This window comes from Neobacillus sp. S1115 (assembly GCF_055385565.1).
Genome location: NZ_AP038275.1, coordinates 3,022,313 through 3,046,678, shown reverse-complemented (window position 1 = coordinate 3,046,678; position 24,366 = coordinate 3,022,313). Strand labels below are relative to the sequence as shown.

The following is a 24,366-nucleotide window of genomic DNA, read 5'->3' as shown; positions in this document are numbered from 1 at the left end:
AAGCCGCCCTTAATTTAGCCGATATTCCTTTGGGCTGACCCCAAAATATTTTCGGAACGCACGTGTGAAATTCTTGGCATTGCTATATCCGACCATTTCACTTACCTCATAGGCCTTGTACTTCATTTCTTTAATTAATTTTGCTGCTTCTTCCATTTTGACTTGAAAAAGAAAATCAGAGAAATTGACATCTGTTTTTTGTTTAAAATATTTGCTTACATAATGGGGATTCATATAAACGACTTGGGCAGCCTCATCTAATGTGGCATTTTTAAAATTGTTTTTTACATAATCTTTAATTTTATTAATAATCGGATCATCATCATCGTTTTTTAGTTTTGCGGAAACCGTTTGGGTGGAGGCAGGCATTCTTTGGTCTAGTTCTTTTTTAATTTGCGAAAACGCTTCCGTTATTTCTGAAAAATTTGTGGGTTTTAAAATATAATTTTTGACCCCGTACTTAATGGCAGACTGGGCATAGTGGAACTCCTGGTAACCGCTTAAAAAAACAGTCAAGACAGGGGAGTTCTGCTCATGCATCTCCTTTATGACCTCAATGCCAGTCATGATGGGCATTTGAATATCGCAAAGCAAAACGTCAGCATTTCCCTCTGATACTAGGTCCAGGGCTTCTTTCCCATTTGCTGCTTCCCCAATTACTTCGAACCCAAGTTCATTCCACGGAAAATAGTTTACTAGGCCGTGCCGAATTTCATATTCATCATCTGCAATCACCAGTTGGTACATTTGGCACCCCCTAAAACATTATTTTAATATTCAAAATATACTACACTTTGACACATTCAACAAGCGTAAGCCTATCATTGTTTGTCAAGTAATGATACGAAATGTCAATTCAGGTCCCTTTTTTTCATACTACTATTTTTAATAAAATAATATTAATCGAATGGAATGTTCCGAAAATTTTTAAAATTGATAGTTTTTAGAAAGAGGGGTGAAGGAATGAAACCTTTACTGGAAGTAGACCATGTCCAAATTGCATTTGAAACAGACAAAGAAGAAGTGATTTCAGTAGAAGAGGTGAGTTTTTCAGTCAACCCTGGAGAAACCATTGGCATTGTTGGGGAGTCCGGTTGCGGAAAAAGTGTCACCTCCTTATCGATAATGGGTTTGCTCGGAAAAAACGGAAAAGTAAAAAAGGGCCAAATTCTTTTCGGAGAAGAAGACCTGACAAAAGTATCCAATCAGCGTTTAAGAGATATCAGGGGAAATGAGATATCGATGATCTTTCAGGAACCCATGACCTCATTAAATCCTGTTTTCACCATTGGAAACCAAATGATTGAAGGAATCAAGCTTCACTTAAAGATGAATCCAAAGGCTGCAAAAGAATACGCCATTGAAATGTTAAAAAAGGTTGGAATTCCAAGGGCGAATGAGATTATGAAGGAATACCCGCATGCATTGTCAGGCGGAATGCGGCAGCGGGTGATGATTGCGATGGCGCTTGCGTGCAAGCCGAAGCTGTTAATTGCGGATGAACCGACAACTGCCCTGGATGTAACAATTCAGGCACAAATTCTCCAGTTGATGAAAACCTTGCAAAAGGATTCTAATACAGCCATTATGCTGATTACTCATGATCTTGGGGTGATTGCGGAAACGGCCGACCGAGTTATTGTCATGTATGCCGGTCAGGTTGTCGAGGAAGCAGATGTTTTTACGCTATTTAAAGAGCCAAAGCATCCTTATACCCAAGGATTAATGGCCTCCATTCCACATTTGGAATATGAAAGTGAACAACGCCTTGCTTCAATCCCTGGTTCAGTGCCAAGCATTAAGCATATGCCGGCAGGCTGCCGGTTCCATACCCGCTGCCCATATGCTACGGAACGGTGCGAGCAGGAACAGCCTAGACTTAAAGATGTTCAAGCAGGGCATAAAGTAAGGTGCTGGTTAACCGAGGAAGACGGTTTAAGGACAATCGCCGATCAACCAAAGGAGGAAATATTCACATGACCACCATGATTGAAAAAGAAACGACTCCTTTACTAAAAGTAGAAAAATTAAAAACCTATTACCCTATTAAAAGGGGTGTTTTTTCGAAAACGGTTGGTCACGTGAAGGCGGTAGATGGGGTCGACTTTTATATTAACGAAGGTGAAACACTCGGATTGGTAGGAGAGTCGGGCTGCGGGAAATCAACCATTGGGAAAACGCTTGTAAGGCTGGAAAATGCCTCAGAGGGTAAGGTATATTTTCAGGACAAAGAAATCACCTCTGCTAACAGAGATACGATGAAAGGTCTGCGCCGGGATTTACAAATTATTTTCCAAGACCCATATTCATCTCTGAATCCTAGAAAAAGAATCAAAGATCTCCTCGAAGAACCGATGAGAATTCATCAAGTAGTTGAAAAGGAAAAAATCCATAAACGGGTGGACGAGCTTTTGGAACTGGTCGGGTTGCCGAACAGTTATAAAAACCGCTACCCTCACGAATTTTCCGGCGGCCAGCGGCAGCGGATCGGAATTGCCAGAGCGTTGTCGCTGAATCCAAAACTGATCATTTGCGATGAGCCGGTATCTGCTTTGGATGTATCCATTCAGGCACAAATCCTGAATTTATTGAAGGATCTGCAAAAAGAATTCAACCTTACTTATTTGTTTATTGCCCATGGCTTAGGAGCTGTAAAGTATATCAGCGACCGGATTGCAGTGATGTACTTAGGGAGAATTGTCGAGGTTGCAAAAACGGAAGAAATTTTCAAAAATCCGCAGCATCCTTATACAAAAGCATTGTTAAGCTCTTATCCGATACCAAACCCTGAATTAAGGTCAAAAGAAAGAATCATTATTGCTGGCGATGTACCAAGTCCGGCCAATCCGCCGAGCGGCTGCAGTTTTCATACACGTTGCCCGATTGCAACGGCAATTTGCCGGGAGCAAAGACCTGTTCTTAAGGGGAACGAACATAGCGTTGCTTGCTTTGCAGTTAACGATGCATAAATTCTAGTTTTTGAAAGAGGGTGAAAATATGGTTCCCTATATTATTCGCAGGCTTTTAATTGCCATCCCTGTTTTATTTGGGGTTATGGTTGTCAACTTTATCATTATTAATATGGCACCGGGAAACCCGGTTGATATGTACGTCGACCCCAATTCTTCTCCTGAACTGTTGGCGATGAGGAAGGAACAGCTTGGCTTAAATGATCCGCTTTACATTCAGTTTTTCCATTGGCTCGGTAACCTCGTACAAGGCAATTTGGGTTACTCTTTTTCGACTTATGAACCGGTAAAAGAGATGATTTTTGAAAGGCTTGGCCCGACATTTGAATTAATGGGACTAGCCCTTATAGTCGGGTTAATCATCGCTCTGCCGATCGGTATTTTAAGTGCAGTCAAACAATATAGCAAACTTGACTATTTGGCGACAGGGACTTCTTTTTTCGGAATTTCCATCCCGCATTTTTTCCTAGGATTGGGCCTCATTTATATCTTTGCTGTACAATTGCAGGTCCTGCCGGCTGGGGGCATGTCGACTCTCGGCAGTGAGGACAATTTCTTGGATAAGGTGCAGCATTTAATTCTTCCGGTGATCGTGCTCGCAGTCGGAATTTCTGGACAATATGTCCGCTATGTCAGGGCAAGTCTTTTGGAGGTGCTGGGCCAGGATTATTTACGGACGGCGAGAGCAAAGGGGTTAAAGGAATTTGTTGTTACCAATAAACATGCTTTAAAAAATGCCTTGATTCCGATTATTACGATCATTGGCATGGAGATTCCTTTCTTACTTGGCGGAGCGGTTATCACCGAACAGATATTTCAGTGGCCAGGAATGGGGCAGCTGACCATTCAGTCCATCATGTCAAGAGATTATCCAACACTAATGGCTCTTAATCTATTGACGGCATTTATGGTGCTGTTTGCCAATCTATTAACAGATATTGTCTATTCGTTTGTTGACCCGCGCATTAAGTATAAATAGGGAAGGAGGAACATGGTATGCCAATGCTTGAAACAAATATTAAAAAGGATGTAAAACCTCCCATTTCCCATACAGAGATTGGCGGAGAGGAAACGCCTTTACAACTAATAATTAAACGTTTTATGAAGCATCGCTTGGCCGTAGCAGGCAGTATTTTGATGTTGTTAATCATCCTGATTGCGATTTTTGCACCAGCTATTGCACCCAAGGACCCGTATCAGGTTTATGACGAATTTTCTGCACCGCCATCTGCTGAGCACTGGTTAGGAACCGACCAAGTCGGACGGGATCTTTTTACACGCCTCATCTATGCATCAAGAGTTTCGATGGCAGTCGGACTAGGGGCAGTTCTTATTTACACCGTCATTGGAACCATCCTAGGTGCGGTTTCCGGCTATTTTGGCGGATGGGTCGATATTGTGTTAATGCGATTGACAGACGTCTTCATGTCATTCCCTGGATTGATGTTAATTCTTGTAGTGGTCAGTATTTTAGGGCCTAGCCTATTTAATATCATCTGGATTTTGGGACTCCTCGGCTGGCCGGCCGTTGCCAGATTGGTTCGCGGAACGGTACTTTCGCTGAAACATGTTGATTATGTCAAATCGGGTGTTGTGCTTGGGTTAAGTACACCAAGGATTTTATTCCAGCATATTTTACCGAATGCGATTGCTCCTATACTTGTACAGGCTACATTTGGCATAGCAGCAGCCATTATCGTAGAAGCTTCCCTAAGCTTCCTCGGAATGGGTGTACAGCCGCCAACGGCGAGCTGGGGGAACATGCTGACAGATGCCCAATCTATCACAGTATTAACCGATCAGCCATGGCTATGGGTTCCTCCGGGGGTAATGATTGTCATTGTCGTATTAGCGATCAATTTTATCGGTGATGGCCTGCGGGACGCTTTAGATCCGAAAACATTGAAGTAACATTGAGGTATTTAGCGCATTAACGCAGTGGGGGCCAACTCCTCATCACATTAAAGCGTTAAACGATTGGGGGCCATGCCCCCAATAATATATAGCAATCCAATATAAAACGAAAAGAGGGACGGGAATGAAGAAGCTGAAAGGAAAATTTTTAACGCTTTTATCGATTGCTTTGTTATTATTTTTAAGTGCATGTTCAGGTTCTAATAATGCATCAAGCACACCGAAGGAAAATGGGAAGGGCGGCGGCTCAGCACAATATGGTGATACCATTGTTGTAGGTGTTTCAAACGCAATCGGTGCAATCAATCCGATTAATACCCGTGACTTGGGTGCCATTACATTGGCAAATATTCTATTTGATCCTTTCTTTGAACCAGATGAAAACATGCAATTTCAAAATAAGTTAGCTGAAAGCTTTGAAACAAAAGATAACCAAGCGTTTACGATTAAAATTAATTCAAAGGCAAATTGGACAGATGGGAAGCCTGTTACGTCTGAGGATGTTAAATTTACGTTTGATCTGCTGGCCAATCCTGCCGTTCAAAGTTCCGGCTTGAAAACTCTTAACGTTATTGATGGTCTGGATGAAAATGGCCAGCTGCCAAAAGGAGAAAAGTCTGTTAAGGGGATTGAAGTAGTTGATGACAAAACCTTTGTCATTCACACGAAAAAGCCGACTGACCCAAACTATCTTAAAGGGAGCTTAATCAATTTCCGAGCTGTTCCAAGTCATATCTTAAAGGATAAGGATCCGGCAACGCTTCATCAAGATCCATTTATGTTAAAGCCAACCGTTTCCAATGGTGCCTATTCGCTTGTTAACTTCAGCGGGGAATCAAGTGTAGAACTTAAGGCAAATCCAAATTACTATCGAGGTGCACCAAAAACTGCAAAGCTGTTCTTTAAGGTAGTTCCACAAGCAAACATTACAGCACAGCTGCAAACAGGCGAAATTCATATCAACTACCCATCCACAGGTGCAATTGCGATTCAAGATATTGAAAAAGTGAAAAATATGGCGAATGTCACAACAAATGATCCAAAGGGCTATGATTGGCAGGAAATCTACATGAATACAAAAACCTTTGATCAGAAGATGCGCCAAGCGATTGCTTATGCGATTAACCGTCCGCAACTTGTTGAGAAGTTATTAAAAGGAAAAGCAGAAATCATTGATGGACCATACACAAAGATCCATCCATATTTTGATAAAAACATTAAGAATTACCAATATGATCCAGAGAAAGCTAAGAAGCTCATTGCAGAATCAGGCTGGGATAAGAGCAGGCCAATTCGAGTCAATGTTCCAATCGGCAACCAGGTTCGTGAGCAATCCGCTGTTATTATTGCAGAAAATTTAAAAGCAGTAGGGTTAAACGTTCAGGTTCAAAAGTACGACTTCCCAACTCATATGCAAAAAGGTGCTAAGCATGACTTTGATATTATGTTCCTAGGAATCCCGTACCAAATTGATCCGGATGTAAGTACATTCTATGCTTCTGGTGCAACCTATAATTTTGCTGATTATAGCAATCCTGAGCTTGATAATTTGTTAACACAAGGTAAATCAGAACCAGATCCAGAAAAGCGCAGAGTGATTTATGACAAAGTCCAAGAAATCCTGCATGAAGATCTGCCAACACTTTCACTTTATTCAGACTTCCTAATGGGAGCCGTAAATAAGAAAGTTAAAGTAGGACAACCAAAGCAATTCGGTATGTTTTATAATGTAAATGAATGGCAAATTGAAAAATAACTACAAAAAAACCAGCGGGGGGTAGTTCCCCGCTGGTTTTCTGCGTTTTTACACATTTTATGATGCCAAGCTTTTGGCAAGACTAGTTAAAAAAACTTGTTTTTTAGAAGTAGAGGTAAACACGTATGAAGCTATTAACTCTATGGAGACATATTCGTGGCAGTTTCTGGTATTTACCAGCCCTTTATAGCTTGGTTGCTTTTATATTGGCCATTCTGACGATTCGCTTTGACTTTTTTTTATCGGCCCGTCCTGATATTTTGAAATATGTGCCAAATCTTTTGCTTTCCGATAAGGGATTAGCTCAAACGGTGCTAGGTTCCATTTCCTCGGCACTTCTAACAATGACAACTATTACGTTCTCCTCGATATTAGTTGTTCTGACTACGTTTTTGTCCAACTTCTCACCGCGGACATTGCAAAATTTTATTACCGACCATAGCACGCAGCGTGTATTGGGAAGCTTTGTTGGTGGTTTTGTATATTCTGTCATTCTACTTTTGTTGTTAAGAGAAACAGAGGAAAAGACCACATTCCTGTCACCTTCATTCGCTATACTTGTAACCATAATCTGCTTAGCCGCTTTCATCTTTTTTGTCCATCATACCTCCAATTGGATCCAAGTCGGTCATTTAATTTTTAGAATTTCTTCTGAAACCAAAAAGGTCGTTGAGGAAAAATACTCGATAAACGAAACAGTGGAGGATAAAAGGGAAGAATACGATTTTGAATCTCACGAAAAACATGATCCTATTCTGATAAAAGCCCCGGAAACTGGATATATTGAAGTTATTAATGAAGCTGCCTTATTGGAAGTGGCAGTGCGAAATAATGGTATTATTCGAATCGAAAAAAAACAGGCTGATTTCGTTAACCAGGGTTCACCTTTGTTTTCGGTCTGGAACATGGCAGATGAGGGGCTCGAAAATGAACTGTCCACTTATTTTTCTATCGGTCCCACTCGGTCCCCCTACCATAATGTTGAATTTGGCTTAAAAAAGTTAGTTGAAATCGCTTTACGTGCGATTTCGCCTGCCGTGAATGATCCAAATACAGCTGTTAATTGTATTGAACAGATTGGCAGTATTTTGGAAGGGCTAGGCCAAAAACAACTGCCGAAACCCTTAAAATACGATAAACAAGGCAACTTAAGGCTTATTACTAAGCAGCTTCTTTTTTCAGATTATTTATACTTAAGCTTTTATCAAATACGTCACTATGGCCAAGAAGATATCTCAATCATCCGTGCCATTCTAAAAGCATTAACGGTTATCGCTGAAACCAACGATTCTACTATTAAAAATACTGTATGGGAATTTACCGCCTATATTTTGGAGGGTATTCAAGCTAAAAAATTAATTTCCCTTGATCGCCGCTACCTAAATGACTTGCTTCTTATACTAGCTAAGGCATGTAAACGACAGCATGAATTCAAAGTTCTTTAAATATTTATCCAAATGCCAAAAGCCCAGTCAATGGGCTTTTTTTAATAGAGACAACTATTTTGTATAAACTGAATATTCTGTTCTAGGCTATCATACATATTTACTATCTTGAAATCCACAACATCTCACAGTACATCCCACAACTTCATGCAAATTGGATATTGGAAACTTGTTGTTTTTTAAAAAAGCCCATTCACATTTAAATAGTAGAGGAGCTGTTAAGATGTATAGTACATTGCAGGGTAAGACAGTTATCGTTACGGGTGGCAGTAAAGGAATTGGGAAAGGGATTGCCCGCGTGTTTGCCAAGCACGGTGCCAATGTTGCGGTTGTCGCAAGAAATTTGGAGGCCGCCGAAGCATGTGCAGCAGAATTAGACAGCAAAAATGCAAAAGTTGTGGCATTCCAAGGCGATGTCCAAAATCGTGACTCGATGAAGGCTGTAGTGAAAGAGGTCCATGAAACATTTGGCGGTATTGATGTTTTGTGTGCCAATGCCGGGATTTTTCCATCTGCCTCGCTGGAGACGATGACAAATGAAGATTGGGATACTGTCATGAATACCAACGCGAAGGGCACATTCCACGCTGTACAAGCGTGCATCCCATATCTCAAGCAAGCTGAATACGGACGAATTGTCATTACCTCGTCGATTACTGGTCCTGTTACCGGCTATCCGGGTTGGTCTCATTATGCGGCTAGTAAAGCGGCGCAATTGGGGTTCATGCGAACAGCCGCCTTAGAGCTGGCTGGCGAACAAATTACCGTGAATGCTGTGCTGCCAGGGAATGTCTTAACAGAAGGACTCGAAGGTCTAGGTGATGACTACCTAGAAGAAATGGCTTCGGCCATCCCAATGAAAAAGCTTGGCACCGTTGAAGACATTGGCTATGCAGCCCTGTTCTTGGCCACTAAAGAAGCAGGCTTTATCACTGGACAATCGATTATAGTCGATGGCGGACAAATATTACCTGAAAATTAATTACGAGTTATTTTTTGAAAAACTAACACCTTTACTAGAATAAAGGTTCCAATTCTGTGCTTAGTAGGTGGTACTAGATATGTCTTTATCCTATGAAGAACGAAAAACAACCATTATGGAATCTTTAGAAAAGGAAGAAAAGGTCCAGGTGCGCGTCTTGGCCAACCTTCTCCATGTTTCCGATGAAACGATTCGCCGCGACCTAGACCGGCTTGAAAAGGAAGGATATTTGAAAAAAGTATATGGTGGTGCCATCAAAAATAAGATTCATAGCTGGGAACTGCCTTTCGATGAAAAAACAACGATTAACCAAAAAGAGAAACAAGCCATTTGTAAGGCGGCTGCAGACCTAGTGGAAGACGGTGACATCATTATGATTGGCAACGGAACGACTCCGCTCGACATGATTCCGTTCCTTGCAGATAAGCAGGATATTACTCTGATTACCCATTCTGTTCCAGTCATGCTTGCGGCTATGGACAGTTTTAAGGGCCGAGTCATTTTTATTGGCGGCGAAATTGAAAGAAACCAGAAATATATGAGCGGTCCGCTGTCCGAACGGATGCTTGAAATGCTTCGTGCCGATAAAGCCTTTGTTTGTGCAGGAGGGGTTTCCATTGCCAACGGAATTACCGATTATGATATCAGCGGATCAAGCATCTCCCGAAAAATGATGGAGCGGGCAGAGGAGGTCATAGTTCTCGCCGACCATTCCAAGTTCGGAAAAACGACCTTTGCTTATATGTGCTCGATTTCAGACGCATCCAAGATTATCACAGACCAAAGCTGCCCCAACGAGTGGAAGAAAACAGTAGCGGCCCGTGGCGTTGAATTAATTGTGGCTGATGAGATATAGAGAAATCCTAAATTTCAAAAATTAAAGATGTGATAACCATCATAACTAAACGCTTTGAGAGATAAGGAGAAACGAATATGATTGAATTTGGCAGTAAAAAAGCAATCCTTGACCGCTCTATTAAATGGTGGAACCCGGGAAAAACCAGCCAATGGCAAAAAGACGGCATTGATTTGGTGATGGGGAAACGGGAAGGATATTACTTTTATGATATGGAAGGCAAGAAATTAATGGATGTCCATTTAAATGGAGGAACTTATAATCTCGGTCACCGCAATCCAGAAATTATTGCCACTTTGAAAGAAGCATTGGATGAATTTGATATTGGTAATCACCACTTTCCGGCCATGACGCGTGCACGCCTTTCGGAAAAACTCTCACAATGTACACCTGACAGCCTTCATTATTCCATTTTATCTGCTGGAGGAAGCGAGGCTATTGATGTAGCCTTGAAATGTGCACGCTATGCAACGAAACGGAAGAAAATTGTTTCGATTATAAATGGCTATCACGGTCACACAGGCCTCGCCGTCTCTTTGGGAAATGAACGGTATTCCAGAATGTTTCTAAGTGAGGGTGACCCATCGGAATTTATTCATGTTCCCTTCAATGATTTGGATGCCATGGAACGGGCACTCGGAAATGAAGATGTCGCCTGTGTCATTATCGAAACCATCCCTGCAACCTATGGGTTCCCGCTGCCGGAAAGAGGCTATCTATCCGCTGTAAAAAGGTTGTGTGAAAGATTCGGGACTTTATATATCGCCGATGAAGTGCAAACTGGTTTAATGCGGACTGGTAAGCTTTGGGGTATTGAACATTATGGGGTCGAACCGGATATTCTCGTGACCTCTAAAGGCTTTAGCGGCGGAATTTATCCGATTGCCGCAACCGTCGTCAGCAAACAAGCCGGGAATTGGATGAATGAAGATGGCTTTGCTCATATCTCGACGTTCGGGGGATCAGAATTAGGCTGTATTGTTGCCATGAAGGTTCTTGAAATTTCGCAGCGTAAAGAGGTTCAGCAAAACGTTGATTTTGTGGCCCGATACTTGCGGACAGGATTAGAAACCATCAAGAAGCAGCATCCAAACTTTTTTGTCGGTATCCGCCAACTGGGCGTGGTGATGGGGCTTGAGTTTAATCATCCGCAAGGCGCCATTTATGTCATGCAGGAACTTTATAAAAATGGCGTGTGGGCTATTTACTCGATGCTCGATAATAGGGTACTGCAATTTAAACCTGGTTTGCTTTGCGATAAAGAATATTGTGATGAGTTACTGTCAAAATGCGAGGCAAGCATCAAACAAGCAGATAAATCGGTTTTCAGCTACAGTTAACAATTCGAAAGGAGTAATGAATATGGGCAGCTCCTCAATTGATCCTTTGCAGGAATCCATGGAAAAATTTAATCAAATTGCTAAATCCGCTATTCCTTTTTATCCCTTTTTATCGCAATCTTCTATTCAACTATTAAACTATTCCGAAAATGCTACTTACCTAATTACAGACACTACTACAACGGAAAAATATATTCTGCGTGTGGGACGCCCCGGGTATCACACAAAAATAGAAGTGGAAAGTGAACTGGAGTGGTTAAGGTCGATTGACCAGCATTCGTCTATCCAGGTCTCCTTGCCGGTATCTGGGGGAAATGGGGAATATATTCAAGTCGTTAACTATGATAACACGGACTACCACTGTACACTTTTCACATTTTTGGAGGGCGAGGCACCTAATGAAGATAATCAGCAGGAGCTGATCAGCCAATTTGAAATGCTTGGTGCGATTACAGCCCAGCTGCATGAACACAGTATTGCCAATTGGGAACAACTCCTTCATGTCCGAAGGCTTACTTGGGATTACGATACCATTCTTGGCCAATCTCCAAAGTGGGGCAGATGGCAGGATGGACTGGCGATAACGCCAGAGCGGGCAGAACTGTTCACAAAGGTGTCCGAGAAAATAAAAACGAGATTGGAGCGCTTTGGCAAAGCCCCAACCCGTTACGGCCTCATCCATTCTGATTTACGACTTGCAAATCTTTTAGTTGAAAGGGATCAAATCAAAGTAATTGATTTTGATGATTGTGGTTTTGGCTGGTATTTATATGATCTTGCAACATCCTTAAGCTTTATTGAACATAAGCCATATGTCCCGGAACTCATTGCTTCATGGTTAAAAGGCTATCGAAGTGTCCGCCCGCTTTCGGAGGAAGAAGAACAAGAAATCCCTTCTTTTATACTGATGCGGCGGCTTCAGTTGATTGCCTGGGTTGGCAGCCGGGATAATGAGACAACACGAGAATTGGGGAATGGCTTTACAGAAGATACCGATGAATTAGCAGAAAAGTATTTACGAGATGGAAAAATATAAGAAACCTGTTGCAGTTTTAGGTGGTGATACAATGGATGCCGAATTGGTCGAAAAGATTACCAGATTAGTACTTTCGAAGCTGGAAGAATACGCGGGTCCGTCCCAATCCAACGGTTGGAACACAAGTCCTCATGAAGAAAACAACTGCCCGGAATATCCGCCGTTGTCAGATTATGATTTTAAAAAATGGAAAGAAATTTCTTCAGTTATAGGTTTTTCTAAGGAAAAAACTCACCTCGCTCCCCTGTCAGAGGAGGAAATCAACATCTGGAAGAATATTTCCGCTTCAATTGGCTTTAACAGGAGACCACAGGCAGATGCAGGCGGGCAGTCTGATTATCCTCCACTAACAAAAGAGGAATTATCGAGCTGGAAACGTTTAGGGAATAAGACTGCAAGTTTGGAAGAGGGACAAGGGCAGGTGAAATTTTTCCCGCATCATGATTAACAAGATAGATGAAGGGAGGGAGAATGTTTTTGCAAATGGATACAGATTTGAATTCTATTCAAGAAATGAAGGAAGCTGTCAGCAGGGCAAAGGAAGCGCAAGCAAGGTTTCAGGAATTTTCCCAGGAACAGGTCGACCGCATCGTCAAGCAAACCGCACAAGCAGCCTATCAAGCTTCTGAAAGACTAGCGCAAATGGCTGTTGAGGAAACAGGAATGGGTGTGGTTGAACATAAAAAAATTAAAAACGACTTAGGCTCACTGGGAGTCTATGAATCTATCAAGGATGAAAAAACGGTAGGTATCATCAGAACAGACAAAAAAGAAAAAATCACGGAAATCGCCTACCCGTTCGGTGTTATTGCCGGGATCATCCCAACGACGAACCCAACCTCGACGGCATTTTTTAAAACACTTATTTCATTAAAATCGCAAAATGCGATTGTCGTCAGCCCGCATCCTTCGGCGGTAAAGTGTACGGTGGAGGCGCTTCGGGTATGCCGAGATGCCGCCACTGAGGCAGGCGCACCTGAAGGGTTAATCGGCTGGATCAGCAGACCGACAATGCCGGCAACGACGGAACTGATGCACCATCAAGATATCCAATTAATCCTGGCAACAGGCGGCGGCGGGCTGGTCCGAGCTGCATACAGTTCTGGAAAACCTGCCTACGGTGTCGGACCAGGGAATGTTCCGGTTTATATTGATCGTTCCGCGAATATCAACAAAGCAGTCAAGATGATTGTTGACAGCAAAACGTTTGATAATGGCACGATTTGTGCGACCGAGCAGGCGATTGTCGTCCACAAAAACGTGAAAGAAATGACGATAAGAGAATTAAAAAACAATGGTGCCTACTTTTTAACTGGCTCAGAAAAATCATTGGTCGAAAACGTGATTTCTCCAACACGGGGAAAATTGAATCCAGCGATTGTTGGAAGGTCTGCGGTAAAAATTGCCGCCATGGCCGGCCTAACAGTACCAAGTGGGACACGATTGTTAATTGCCGAGGAAGAATCAATTGGGAAGGAAATCCCTTTTTCAATTGAAAAACTTGCTCCGATTTTTGCCCTATATACAGCTACGGATGTGGAAGAGGCGAAAAGAATCTGTCAGGAATTGTTGAATATTGGCGGAAGGGGCCATAGCCTCGCCCTTCATACCAATGATGAGAATGTTGCCAAAATGTTTGGCCTTGAAATGCCCGTCTCTAGAATTTTAGTAAACACACTGGCATCGATTGGCGCTGCAGGTGCAACGACAGGATTGACCGCCTCGCTTACACTAGGGTGCGGGTCATACGGCGGCAACATTACGGGAGACAACATCACGGCAAGGCATTTGATTAATATTAAACGAATCGCTTACGGAATAAAGGATGTACCCATTCCAAAGCCTGCACAATCGATTGAAAAAATCGGCAGCAGTGAGAAAATCGTCGAACAGGTCTTGGAAAAAGCAAGCAAGAACCGGATGGAAATAGACAAAGAGATGATTACCCAGTTAGTTAAGAGTGTAATAGAACAATATCAAAAGTCTTAGTACTTTTAGGAGGAATATGGTATGGCGATAAATGGTGCTCTTGGCATGATTGAAACTAGAGGTTTGGTAGCTTCATTGGAAGCGGCCGATGCGATGGTAAAAGCAGCGAACGTAAATCTTGTAGGGAAGGTCCATGTTGGCGGCGGAATTGTGACTGTGTTAGTAACGGGTGATGTCGGCGCGGTTAAAGCCGCGACAGAAGCAGGCAGTGAAGCGGCACAGCGGGTGGGCGAACTTCTCTCAGTTCATGTCATTCCAAGGCCGCATACTGAATTGCAGCTCGTATTACCGAAGATTGAGGGATAGACCTTTAATTCCAGAGATGAAAAAATGAGGTTAAGAGGATGAAGGAAGAACTAACAAAACGGATTGTTGAGGAAGTAATAAGGCGGCTGCAGCAGAGTCCTCATGATGAGGCCTGTATTCCTATTGGTGTATCGGCACGGCATTGTCATTTAAAGGAAAAGGATTTAGAATTCCTTTTTGGCAAGGGTTATCAGTTAACCAAAAAGGCTGATTTGTCGCAACCCGGGCAATTCGCTGCAAATGAAACGGTCATCATTGCCGGACCGAAGGGGAGCATTGAAAGAGTTCGGGTTCTTGGGCCATTACGGAAGGAAACACAGGTAGAGGTAAGTCAAACCGACGCGATTAAACTTGGTTTGAAGCCGCCCATCCGAGAATCAGGAGACTTAGAGGGATCTTCGCCGGTAACCATTATCGGCCCGAATGGCAGTCTATTTTTAGAAAAAGGATTAATCATCGCCCAAGCACATATCCATATGCCGCCAGAGCAGGCACTCCAATTTAGTGTGGCGGACGGGGAATATGTTGCCGTGGAAGTTGGTCATCTAATTCGGCCGATCAGATATGAAAGGGTGCAGATTCGAGTTTCACCTAAGTATATTTTGGAAATGCATATCGATACCGATGAAGCGAATGCCGGGTTGATTGTAAGCGGGCAGACAGGAAAACTGGTGAAAAAAGACGTGGAAGAGGTGAGGTGAGTTGGCAAAAGCTTTAGGAATGATTGAAACTAGAGGACTGGCTACCTCCATCGAAGCATTAGATGTGATGGTAAAAACCTCATTTGTCCAGCTTGTCAAACAAAATATGGTCGACCCAGCTCTCGTTACGATCCTAGTAGAAGGGGATGTCAGTGCCGTAAAGGCAGCGGTCGAAGCAGGGGCGGATATGGCCAGAAAAAAAGGTTCTTTAATTGCATTTCATGTCATTCCACATCCTGATGAAAGCCTGCCGCAGTTATTTATGGAGAAGTCTAACGTTAAAAAATAAGAGAAGATTGAAGACAATTCAGAGAAAAAATCTTAAACGTTCTAGATGCAAGAAAGGAGGATGAATTATGTCCTTCAAACGAATAAAGTTTGCCGTCATCGGGGCAGGCCATACCGGGACGACAATCGCTCTGATGCTCGCCCAAAGGGAGTTGGGGGACATTGTCCTGTTGGATATTCCTTCGCAGGAAAATCCGACAAAGGGGAAGGCATTAGATTTACTCCAAGCGGGCCCCGTCCAGAAATATAATTCTATCATAAAAGGCAGCTCCAACTATGAAGATATTAAGGACGCAGACTTGGTCATTATTACTGCAGGAGTCGCCCGTAAGCCCGGGAAGAGCAGGGAAGACTTGGTCTCAATAAATACAAAAATTATTAAGGAAGTATCTGAACATATCGCCTACTATTCTCCCAATAGTTATGTGTTAGTCCTTAGCAATCCGGTTGATGCGATGACCTATGTTTGCTACAAAACGACTAGATTCCCTAAAAACAGGGTGATTGGGCAGTCGGGGGTCCTTGATACGGCTAGGTTTAATACCTTTGTTGCTCAAGAATTAAATGTGTCGATAGAAGATATATCTAGCTTTGTCTTGGGCGGGCACGGCGATACAATGGTGCCGTTGGTCAGGTTTTCGTATGCTGGCGGGATTCCATTGGAAAGGATCCTTTCTAAGGAGAAGATTATTAAAATCGTGGAACGGACGCGCAACGGCGGCGGTGAGATTGTTCAACTTTTAGGTCAGGGCAGTGCCTATTATGCCCCCGCCGCTTCAATCGTAGAAATGGCTGAGGCGATCGTAAAGGACAAAAAGAGAATTCTCCCTTCGATTGCCTATTTAGAAGGGGAATATGGGTATCAGGACATATATTTGGGGGTCCCTGCAGTTCTTGGCGGGAATGGCATTGAGAGTATTATAGAATTGCCGCTCACACCTGAGGAAAAAGAGGGGCTCGATGTTTCTGCTCAAGCCGTAAAATCCTTGCTGAGTTTGTTAGATTAATTTTTTAGATTACTTTTCACAATATTGTTAATTATCTAGAGGGGGTGACTGCCAGAAGGAGCCTCTTTTCGTAGAGAAAGCAAATTGTCTTTGGTGTAGAATGTCTCGTCACTGTGATTTTTCTTTTATTTTTAAAGAAAGAAGGGTGAAAAGATGTCTAAAGCAGGTCTCGCATTATTTGAACAAAAGTCAACAGGTGGAATTGCCCGGCAGATCAGCCCAATTGACACGATGATTTATTCCGCTGCCAACCCAGGTTTAATGTTCGCACTTGTGTATATTATGTGGGCACCATTTTTATATCCGGGTGCCCATATGGTTTGGGCGATTTTGACGGTGGCGCAGATGTTTATTATTGCAGGCCTTTATTGGCTGCTATCGGTCTCAATGCCGCGCTCCGGCGGAGAATATATTTATATAAGTAGGATTCTGCATCCATCGCTTGGACTGATGGCAAGTTTTATGATAACGTTTACATCCATTTCTTGGACTGGAATTCTGTTAAATTGGATTATCAAATGGTCGATCGTTGAATTCTTCTATTCAATAGCACTCATTAACGGAAATGACGCAACATGGCTGGGGCTGGCGGAGTTTTTCAACAGCAATATCATGCATGCGATTATCGGTACCGCCCTGTTGGCGTTCATCTACTTTATCTATTATAAAGGGACAAAGTGGATGGTTAGGCTGGCCTATTTAACGCTCGGTGCAACGCTGGTAGGGGCGGTTGTTTTTATCATTGCAAACCTAATTACCGGGCAGGGAACGTTTGCGGCTAATTTTACTGAGCTGACAGGCTTGGCCTATGGCGATGTCATTAAATTAGCTGAAGCAGATGGCTACACAACAAAGTTCCTTTTTGGAGCAACAGTCATGGCCGGTTCCACTTACATTATTCTAAACACCCTTGGCTCCACCTTTGGGGCAAACCTCGCTGGCGAAGTCCGTAATGTGCAAAAATCTCAGCTTCTGGCCTTATTTGGTTCACTGGCTATTTTAATGGTTGTTTGGGCGATTTTCTATGCGATGTCTTATATTAACTTCGGCGATATCTGGTCCAATAGCTTGTATTATCTGTACAATGCCGGCCATGAGGCCTATCCTTTCAAGGGCTATGATCCATTTATCACGATCATGATTGGAATTATGACGAAGAGCCCTGTATTTGTCTTTTTGATTGCTATCTGTTTCGCGGTGGCCACCTTTGGCTCAGCGGCTGGTCTTGGCTTCGGCCCTTCGCGTAATATTGTCGCTTGGTCGTTTGACCGCTTGATTCCTAGCAAATTTATGGAACTCAACAAGAAAACGAATTCACCAACCTACGCGTTAAGAACGGTCATCATCGGTGCCTGGTTTTTCTTAATGCTCGATATTTTCATGCCTTCTTGGACGGCCAATATCGCATATACGATATTCACTTGGTTCTTAGCTTGGATTTTCCTTGGGATTTCCGGAATTGTTTTCTCCACCCGCAAGAAGATTTTGTTTAACTCCTCACCGCCGATTGTAAAATCAAAATTTTTAGGAATCCATTTAATTACCATTCTTGGCTGGTTAACCCTGGCAATCAGTGTTTCGATTTGTTACTATCTTCTGATTCCGTTTTTGAGAGGCGATTTGCCATTTACAATGATTGTGGTTTCGCTCTGCTTAATGTTAATCCCAATTATCGTCTATTTCGTGATGAAGCGGTCCCATGCGAAGAAGGGTATCGATATCGATATTCAGTTCCAAGAGATACCTTCGGATTAAGTAAACCATTTTTAAAAAATGTAGTGGGGTGAGCTAAGTGAAAATTTTTTATGCAGCAGACCTGCATGGCGGTGAAACAGCCTTCCGAAAATTCACTAATGCCGGGAAATTTTATAAAGCTGACTTAGTTATTTTTGGAGGGGATTTAACCGGGAAAATGGTTGTTCCGATTGTGGAAAAAAACGGCGTTTATACTTGCCGGTATTACGGCTCAACCGTTAAAGTGAAAAAAGAGAGGGAATTGCCAGACCTGGAGCGAAATCTTAGGGATGCCGGATTCTATCCCTTCTTAGTTTCAGAGGATGAATTAAATCGTTTAAACGAAAATGACGCCGAGCTGATCATCAAAGAGAAGCAGATTGAAGTCCTGCAGGAGTGGATTCGGTTAGCAGATGAGCGATTTTCGGCGGCAGGAATTCCCTGCATCTTGATTCCTGGAAGTGTCGATGATTTTTATTTAGATGAACTGATCAACGCGGGAAGTTTTGTCGCAAACGGTGATGGAAAAATTATTGAAGTAAATGGGTTTGAGATTCTCTCTGTGGGTGGCGGAAAGCCTAGTGTGTTTAAGTACCCGCGTGAATTTAGCGAGGAAGAGCTGGCAGAGAAAATCGAACAATTGGCCGCGCAGGTGAAGGACATGAATCGCTGCATTTTTAATATTCATATCCCTCCTTATGATACTGACTTAGATCAAGGGACATTATATGATGATGAGTTAAAGCCTGTACTTGATGGGGATTCCCTGGCAACCGGTCCAGCAGGAAGCAAAGCGGTGCGCGAGGCGATTGAAAAATATCAGCCGCTCCTATCTTTGCACGGGAATGTTCATGAAAGCCGCGGTGTGACGACATTAGGGAAAACCATATGCATTAACGCCGGAACAGACTATGACCAAGGCCTGCTAAGGGGGGCGTTGGTGAATGTCGGTGCTGATGGACAGGTGTCCTATACACTGACAGCGGGGTAATTTTTTTGAGGGAGTTGTAACCATGGAAATCATTCGCAAGGAACAAGGCGTACTGACGATGTCACCGAACAATAAGCCTGTTAAAAAAGTTCAGGCTGGCAGCACGGTGGTGTTCGAAACGTATGACTGCTTTAGCAATCAAATCCAGCGGGAGGATCAGCTGTTCAGCTCGGTCGGCTGGGACCAGATCAACCCCGCCACAGGACCTTTGTATGTAGAAGGGGCGGAGCCGGGGGATATTCTAAAAGTAGAGATATTGGATATAAAAATAGACCAAAAAGGTGTCATGACGACGACACCAAAGCTTGGTGTTTTACGGGATTATGTGTCGGGCGAAACGACAAAAGTTATTCCAATTCGGAAAGGGAAAGCTATTTTCAATGATAAAATTCATATTCCTATTAAACCGATGATTGGTGTTATCGGTACCGCTCCTAGCGGGGAGGAAATTCCGACTGGTACACCAGGCGAACATGGCGGCAATATGGATTGCAAGCAGATCATAAAGGGCTCTACTCTTTATTTACAGGTAAATGTTCCAGGTGCCCTTCTTTCAATGGGAGACCTGCATGCCGTGATGGCTGATGGAGAAATTGTCATTTGCGGATTGGAAATACCTGGAGAAGTAACCGTCAAGGTCGATGTTCTAAAAGGAGAATCGTATCCATTGCCGATGCTTGTCAGCGAAGAAAAGCTAATCACAATTGCATCTGCTGAAACTTTAGATGAGGCGGCCCAACAAGCCACAATCAATATGCATCAATTTCTTGTCCAGCAGCTTGAATTTGATACCGATGAAGCCGGAATGCTATTATCCCTTGTGGGTGACTTGCGAATCTGCCAGATAGTGGATCCGCTCATGACAGCACGGATGGAACTCCCACAATGGATCCTAGATAAATACGAATACAAAATAAAGTAAGAACAAGTTGAGAGGGCCGCTTCACTCTGTAAATCTTGATGGAGTGGGTTGAGCCCTCTTTTGTTCGCAATAAGGAGGAGTTGTAATTTGGGTAAAAAGCGTGCCCGTGATCTCGGTTTGCCATTCCCTGGTATGACAGGAGAAAATAATGCCTTAACCGATGTACCGGGGGTAGAAATTGGTTTTACGACCATTATTGAAGGGGAAGGGCCGGTTCAAATCGGTAAAGGGCCCATCCGTACTGGAGTGACGGCCATCCTGCCAAGAGGAAAAAAGAATACGATGCAGCCAATTTGGGCCGGATTTTACAGTTTAAATGGAAATGGCGAGATGACAGGGGTACATTGGGTGAACGATGCCGGCTACTTTCTTAGCCCCATCTGCATCACCAATACTCACTCGGTAGGAATGGCTCATCATGCCGCCACAAAATGGATGATAAACCATTATGGTGAACAGTTCAGTAATGAACATTTATGGTCAATGCCTGTCATTGCCGAAACCTATGATGGCGTCCTTAATGACATAAACGGTCAGCATATTTCTGAAGAGCATGTGCTTTCGGCGATTAATAATGCAAAAACGGGTCCCGTTGCTGAAGGGAATGTTGGCGGTGGAACGGGAATGATTTGCTACGAGTTTAAAGGCGGGACAGGCACATCATCTCGTGTTGTTACCATCGATGGCCAGACGCATCATATAGGAGTTCTAGTCCAAGCCAATTTTGGATTGCGTGAGTGGCTTACCATTTTAGGTGTACCGGTCGGAAAACATATGATGAAGGAAAAACTTTTAGATAAAGAGCAGGGCTCCATCATTGTCATTATTGGGACTGATATCCCGATGCTTCCACACCAGTTGAAGCGGGTCGCAAAACGTGCAGCTATTGGCATTGGGAGAAGCGGCAGTCCAGGGGGGAATAGCTCAGGTGATATATTTTTAGCATTTTCCACAGCTAATGAAATGGAGATTCCCCAATCAGCACCGGAAAAACTGAAAATGGAGTTTGTAAATGACGAAGTATTTGACCCTATTTATGAAGCCGTATGCCAAGCGGTTGATGAATCTGTCGTGAATGCCCTAATTGCAGCGGAAACGATGACGACCGTTAAACCTTATGGACAAAAGGTGGAAGCGATTGACCAGCAGGAGCTATTGCGGATAATGAAGGACTATAATAGAGTCTAACCAATAAGAAAAAGCAGCGGACGGCATGACCTTCGCTGCTTTAATACTTTATAAAAATTGTACTTCCAGCCATTTTCTTACACTATTGATAAACCAGACCTTTGTGCTTTTTTTAAGGTCAGCAGTGGTTAAAATCTTTTCATGGATTTCACCATTTTTTAGTAGTTCATTTCGATAAGTTCCTGCCAGTAAGCCGCAATTTACAGGAGGAGTATAAAACATTCCGTCCATTTCCATAACAATATTTCCATTCGTAAACTCCGTCAGGTCACCATCTCCATTCCAAAGGAGGACATCAAAAGCTTCAACAGGCTTCCTATTTTGGAATTGGGTATAGATATCGCGATTGGTTGTTTTATGGTATAGGAAAAGATGATCCCGGTTTACTGGTTTATCAGCAAGGACTGCCTTCACAACTGGCCCCATTTGGTTAATAGGATTACCATCAATTATAATCCGCCCGCTCTTATCCAATAGAAGCCGAACCTTCCATTGACCAGTATTATGCCAAATAACAAAATCATCCAAAGCCTTTTGGACGCCATCCCAATCAAACTGGAAATCGAAGTATTCCGCTGAATTTTTCAGACGGGTAAGGTGCTCATCCAACAGAAAATAGCTTCCATCCTCTAATAACAAGCTTTCCAGCAATTGAAACTCCGGACTATCCGCTTCAAGCAGACTTGCTTTAGTGAGAATTTCTTCATATTCACCCGCAGAGGTAGAATCCCATGTGATCCCGCCGCCAACCCCGTAGGTAGCTTCCCCTGTAAGATGATCAATCAAAACGGTTCGAATCGGTACATTAAAAACAGCTTCCTTGTTCGGGGTGAAATATCCAATCGCACCGCAATAAACATCACGCGGTTCCGTTTCCAAGTCGGAAATGATTTTCATCGTGCTAATCTTCGGTGCGCCAGTTATAGACCCGCATGGAAAAAGGGCCTTAAATATATCAACAAGTTTGATATGATCAGCCACCTCTGCCGTTATCGTTGAGGTCATTTGATGTACGGTCGGATAATGTTCAATTTCAAAAAGCTTTGGAACTGAAACCGTGCCAGGTTCAGCGGTCATCCCTAAATCATTTCGTAATAGGTCCACAATCATCAGGTTCTCGGCCCGGTTTTTTTCCGAATCGAAAAGCCAGTTCGAATTTGCTTTATCTTCCTCCAATGTTTTTCCTCTTTTTATCGTACCTTTCATCGGCCGGGTGGTGATATCGCTGCCATTCCAGTGAAAAAACAATTCAGGAGAGGCAGATAAAATACTATGTTCACCTGTATTAATGTACGCACAGTAATTCGAAGACTGGGCTTTTTTGAGTTTTCCATAAAAAGCAAGGTCGTCTCCTTGAAAGTGAGAGTTTAACCGAATGGTATAGTTGGTCTGGTATGTATCACCGCATTCAATGGATTGCTTAATGAAATCAATCGCTTGATAATACTTATCCATCGTAACTGATGCTGCCCACTCCGTATGGGTATAGGAGCCGGTACTGTTGAACTGCTCATTCAAAGGCTCTTGAAATATACCAAACCAAAGCAGGGGGAAGGTACCGCCATCCGCCACTTTGAAAGCCGAATCAAAGGCTGGCGCACTTTCATATGAAAGAAACCCCGCTGCATAATAACCGTTGTCCACCCAATCTTGCAGACGTTGAAAGCATGGTAATACTTCCTCAATTGTACGAGCCGTAATTACTTCAATAGGATTTTGAAAAGTATAAGGCTTAATGTTCCCGGATAAATCGGCAAATTCGAAGACTAATAGAGGTGCTCTATGTTTCATTTATCTTTTCCTTTATAAAAAAATTTCGTAGCATGTCCATTCCGTTTTCTGTCAAAATGGATTCAGGATGGAATTGAACGCCTTCCACTTTATATTCCTTATGGCGAAGGGCCATAATTTCCCCGTCCTCACTTCTGGCGCTAATCTCCACGCAGGAAGGGAGGGAGGACTCTTCGACTATTAATGAATGATATCGTGTGACTTGAAACGGTGAAGGCAGTCCCGTGAAGACACCATGCTTGTCATGCCTGATGGAAGAAATTTTTCCATGCATTGGCTTCGACGCTTTGATAATGTTTCCACCAAATGCTTGGGCAATAATTTGCTGACCAAGGCAGACACCCAATATAGGAATTTCCTGATGAAATCTTTTCACAACCTCTAAACAAATACCTGCTGTATCAGGATTTCCAGGTCCAGGAGAGATCAGAATCGAATCCGGCTGCATATTCTCTATCGATTTCAAGGTCAGCTGGTCATTTCGAATCACCACTACTTCCTCTCCGATATTCCGTATATATTGAACTAAATTGAACGTGAACGAATCATAGTTGTCGATAATTAAAATCACTGTACTGACTGTCACCACCTAGATTTAAATAATAGCTCTTTACTGAAAAATTGTTGCTTTGTCATATAAACACTGCTTCAAGAAGGACCGAGTTACTTATAGGTACTAATAGACGAGAAAAATCCGTCGGTTCGGTAACCAATAAAGAGTATGGGTGACCCTAACCAAGAAAAATCCGTTGGTTCGGTAACCAATAAAGGGTATGGGTGACCCTAACCAAGAAAAATGCGTCCGTTCAGTAACCAATAAAGGGTATGGGTGACCCTAATCAAGAAAAATCCGTCGGTTCGGTAACCAATAAAGAGTATGGGTGATCCTAACCAAGAAAAATCCGTCGGTTCGGTAACCAATAGAGGGTATGGGTGACCCTAACCAAGAAAAATGCGTCCGTTCAGTAACCAAATAGGGTATGGGTGACCCTACCCGAAAAAAATGCGTCCGGTTGGTAACCAATAAAGGAAGGGTGACCCAAACCAAAAAATGCGTCCACTAGGTACCCAAAGCTTTAGAGAAATTACCAACTTGGGAAGCAATCTTAAAGGCACAACGGTTGTGAAAACAGCCTGATAAAAAAATAAAA

The 24,366-nt window shown here is 42.9% G+C and carries 23 protein-coding genes; 20 read left to right on the top strand and 3 right to left on the bottom strand.

Features of this window, described 5'->3' with window-relative positions:
* Window positions 1–9: 9 nt before the first annotated feature.
* Window positions 10–747 (bottom strand): response regulator transcription factor, encoded by a 738-nt coding sequence (locus tag ACZ5B7_RS14740; RefSeq protein ID WP_464494340.1) that lies wholly within the window; start codon window positions 745–747, stop codon window positions 10–12.
* Between the two features lie 216 nt (window positions 748–963).
* Here ACZ5B7_RS14740 and ACZ5B7_RS14735 point away from each other — a divergent pair, with 216 nt between their 5' ends.
* The 20 genes from ACZ5B7_RS14735 (at window position 964) to ACZ5B7_RS14640 (ending at window position 21,424) form a co-directional block, all read left to right on the top strand.
* A complete protein-coding gene (locus ACZ5B7_RS14735; RefSeq protein ID WP_464494339.1) occupies window positions 964–1,980 on the top strand; it encodes an ABC transporter ATP-binding protein in 1,017 nt (338 codons plus the stop codon).
* Complete coding sequence (locus ACZ5B7_RS14730; RefSeq protein ID WP_464494338.1) at window positions 1,977–2,969, top strand: ABC transporter ATP-binding protein; 993 nt, start codon at window positions 1,977–1,979, stop codon at window positions 2,967–2,969. The genes ACZ5B7_RS14735 and ACZ5B7_RS14730 overlap by 4 nt, the downstream gene beginning before the upstream one ends.
* A 28-nt stretch (window positions 2,970–2,997) precedes the next feature.
* Window positions 2,998–3,948, top strand: a complete 951-nt coding sequence (locus ACZ5B7_RS14725; protein ID WP_423802501.1) for an ABC transporter permease — start codon at window positions 2,998–3,000, stop codon at window positions 3,946–3,948.
* Between the two features lie 17 nt (window positions 3,949–3,965).
* Complete coding sequence (gene opp4C / locus ACZ5B7_RS14720; RefSeq protein WP_423802500.1) at window positions 3,966–4,880, top strand: oligopeptide ABC transporter permease; 915 nt, start codon at window positions 3,966–3,968, stop codon at window positions 4,878–4,880.
* 127 nt (window positions 4,881–5,007) lie between these two features.
* Window positions 5,008–6,639, top strand: a complete 1,632-nt coding sequence (locus ACZ5B7_RS14715; protein WP_464494337.1) for an ABC transporter substrate-binding protein — start codon at window positions 5,008–5,010, stop codon at window positions 6,637–6,639.
* Window positions 6,640–6,764: 125 nt separating this feature from the next.
* Window positions 6,765–8,084 (top strand): DUF2254 domain-containing protein, encoded by a 1,320-nt coding sequence (locus tag ACZ5B7_RS14710; protein ID WP_464494336.1) that lies wholly within the window; start codon window positions 6,765–6,767, stop codon window positions 8,082–8,084.
* 223 nt (window positions 8,085–8,307) lie between these two features.
* On the top strand, window positions 8,308–9,066 hold the full coding sequence (fabG, locus tag ACZ5B7_RS14705; RefSeq protein ID WP_464494335.1) for a 3-oxoacyl-ACP reductase FabG: 759 nt from the start codon (window positions 8,308–8,310) through the stop codon (window positions 9,064–9,066).
* A gap of 79 nt (window positions 9,067–9,145) precedes the next feature.
* Window positions 9,146–9,922: a DeoR/GlpR family DNA-binding transcription regulator gene (locus ACZ5B7_RS14700; protein ID WP_464494334.1), complete on the top strand. Its 777-nt coding sequence runs from the start codon at window positions 9,146–9,148 to the stop codon at window positions 9,920–9,922.
* A gap of 77 nt (window positions 9,923–9,999) precedes the next feature.
* Complete coding sequence (locus ACZ5B7_RS14695) at window positions 10,000–11,262, top strand: class-III pyridoxal-phosphate-dependent aminotransferase (protein ID WP_464494333.1); 1,263 nt, start codon at window positions 10,000–10,002, stop codon at window positions 11,260–11,262.
* Between the two features lie 22 nt (window positions 11,263–11,284).
* The gene (locus ACZ5B7_RS14690; protein ID WP_464494332.1) at window positions 11,285–12,298 is read left to right on the top strand and encodes a phosphotransferase enzyme family protein; all 1,014 of its coding nucleotides are present in this window, start codon (window positions 11,285–11,287) and stop codon (window positions 12,296–12,298) included.
* 31 nt (window positions 12,299–12,329) lie between these two features.
* A complete protein-coding gene (locus ACZ5B7_RS14685) occupies window positions 12,330–12,746 on the top strand; it encodes a hypothetical protein (RefSeq protein WP_464494331.1) in 417 nt (138 codons plus the stop codon).
* Window positions 12,747–12,769: 23 nt separating this feature from the next.
* Complete coding sequence (locus ACZ5B7_RS14680; RefSeq protein WP_464494330.1) at window positions 12,770–14,287, top strand: aldehyde dehydrogenase family protein; 1,518 nt, start codon at window positions 12,770–12,772, stop codon at window positions 14,285–14,287.
* A gap of 21 nt (window positions 14,288–14,308) precedes the next feature.
* Window positions 14,309–14,593 carry a BMC domain-containing protein gene (locus ACZ5B7_RS14675; protein ID WP_213115508.1) on the top strand — a complete coding sequence of 95 codons (285 nt, stop codon included), beginning with the start codon at window positions 14,309–14,311 and terminating at the stop codon, window positions 14,591–14,593.
* 38 nt (window positions 14,594–14,631) lie between these two features.
* Window positions 14,632–15,294: a phosphate propanoyltransferase gene (locus ACZ5B7_RS14670; RefSeq protein WP_464494329.1), complete on the top strand. Its 663-nt coding sequence runs from the start codon at window positions 14,632–14,634 to the stop codon at window positions 15,292–15,294.
* A 1-nt stretch (window position 15,295) separates the two neighbouring features.
* A complete protein-coding gene (locus ACZ5B7_RS14665; protein ID WP_464494328.1) occupies window positions 15,296–15,583 on the top strand; it encodes a BMC domain-containing protein in 288 nt (95 codons plus the stop codon).
* Window positions 15,584–15,650: 67 nt separating this feature from the next.
* Window positions 15,651–16,589: a malate dehydrogenase gene (gene mdh, locus ACZ5B7_RS14660; protein ID WP_464494327.1), complete on the top strand. Its 939-nt coding sequence runs from the start codon at window positions 15,651–15,653 to the stop codon at window positions 16,587–16,589.
* A 153-nt stretch (window positions 16,590–16,742) separates the two neighbouring features.
* On the top strand, window positions 16,743–18,344 hold the full coding sequence (locus tag ACZ5B7_RS14655; protein WP_464494326.1) for an APC family permease: 1,602 nt from the start codon (window positions 16,743–16,745) through the stop codon (window positions 18,342–18,344).
* A gap of 37 nt (window positions 18,345–18,381) precedes the next feature.
* Entirely contained in the window at window positions 18,382–19,314 is a 933-nt protein-coding gene (locus ACZ5B7_RS14650) for a metallophosphoesterase family protein (protein WP_464494325.1), read from the top strand.
* A gap of 22 nt (window positions 19,315–19,336) precedes the next feature.
* Window positions 19,337–20,236: an acetamidase/formamidase family protein gene (locus ACZ5B7_RS14645; RefSeq protein ID WP_464494324.1), complete on the top strand. Its 900-nt coding sequence runs from the start codon at window positions 19,337–19,339 to the stop codon at window positions 20,234–20,236.
* Between the two features lie 87 nt (window positions 20,237–20,323).
* Window positions 20,324–21,424 (top strand): DmpA family aminopeptidase, encoded by a 1,101-nt coding sequence (locus ACZ5B7_RS14640; RefSeq protein ID WP_464494323.1) that lies wholly within the window; start codon window positions 20,324–20,326, stop codon window positions 21,422–21,424.
* A 48-nt stretch (window positions 21,425–21,472) separates the two neighbouring features.
* Here the strand turns inward: ACZ5B7_RS14640 and pabB are convergent, their stop codons facing one another.
* Together pabB and ACZ5B7_RS14630 are read right to left on the bottom strand one after the other, a co-directional pair.
* Window positions 21,473–23,215 (bottom strand): aminodeoxychorismate synthase component I, encoded by a 1,743-nt coding sequence (pabB, locus tag ACZ5B7_RS14635; protein WP_464494322.1) that lies wholly within the window; start codon window positions 23,213–23,215, stop codon window positions 21,473–21,475.
* Entirely contained in the window at window positions 23,205–23,786 is a 582-nt protein-coding gene (locus ACZ5B7_RS14630; protein WP_464494321.1) for an anthranilate synthase component II, read from the bottom strand. The genes pabB and ACZ5B7_RS14630 overlap by 11 nt, the downstream gene beginning before the upstream one ends.
* Window positions 23,787–24,366 lie beyond the last annotated feature (580 nt).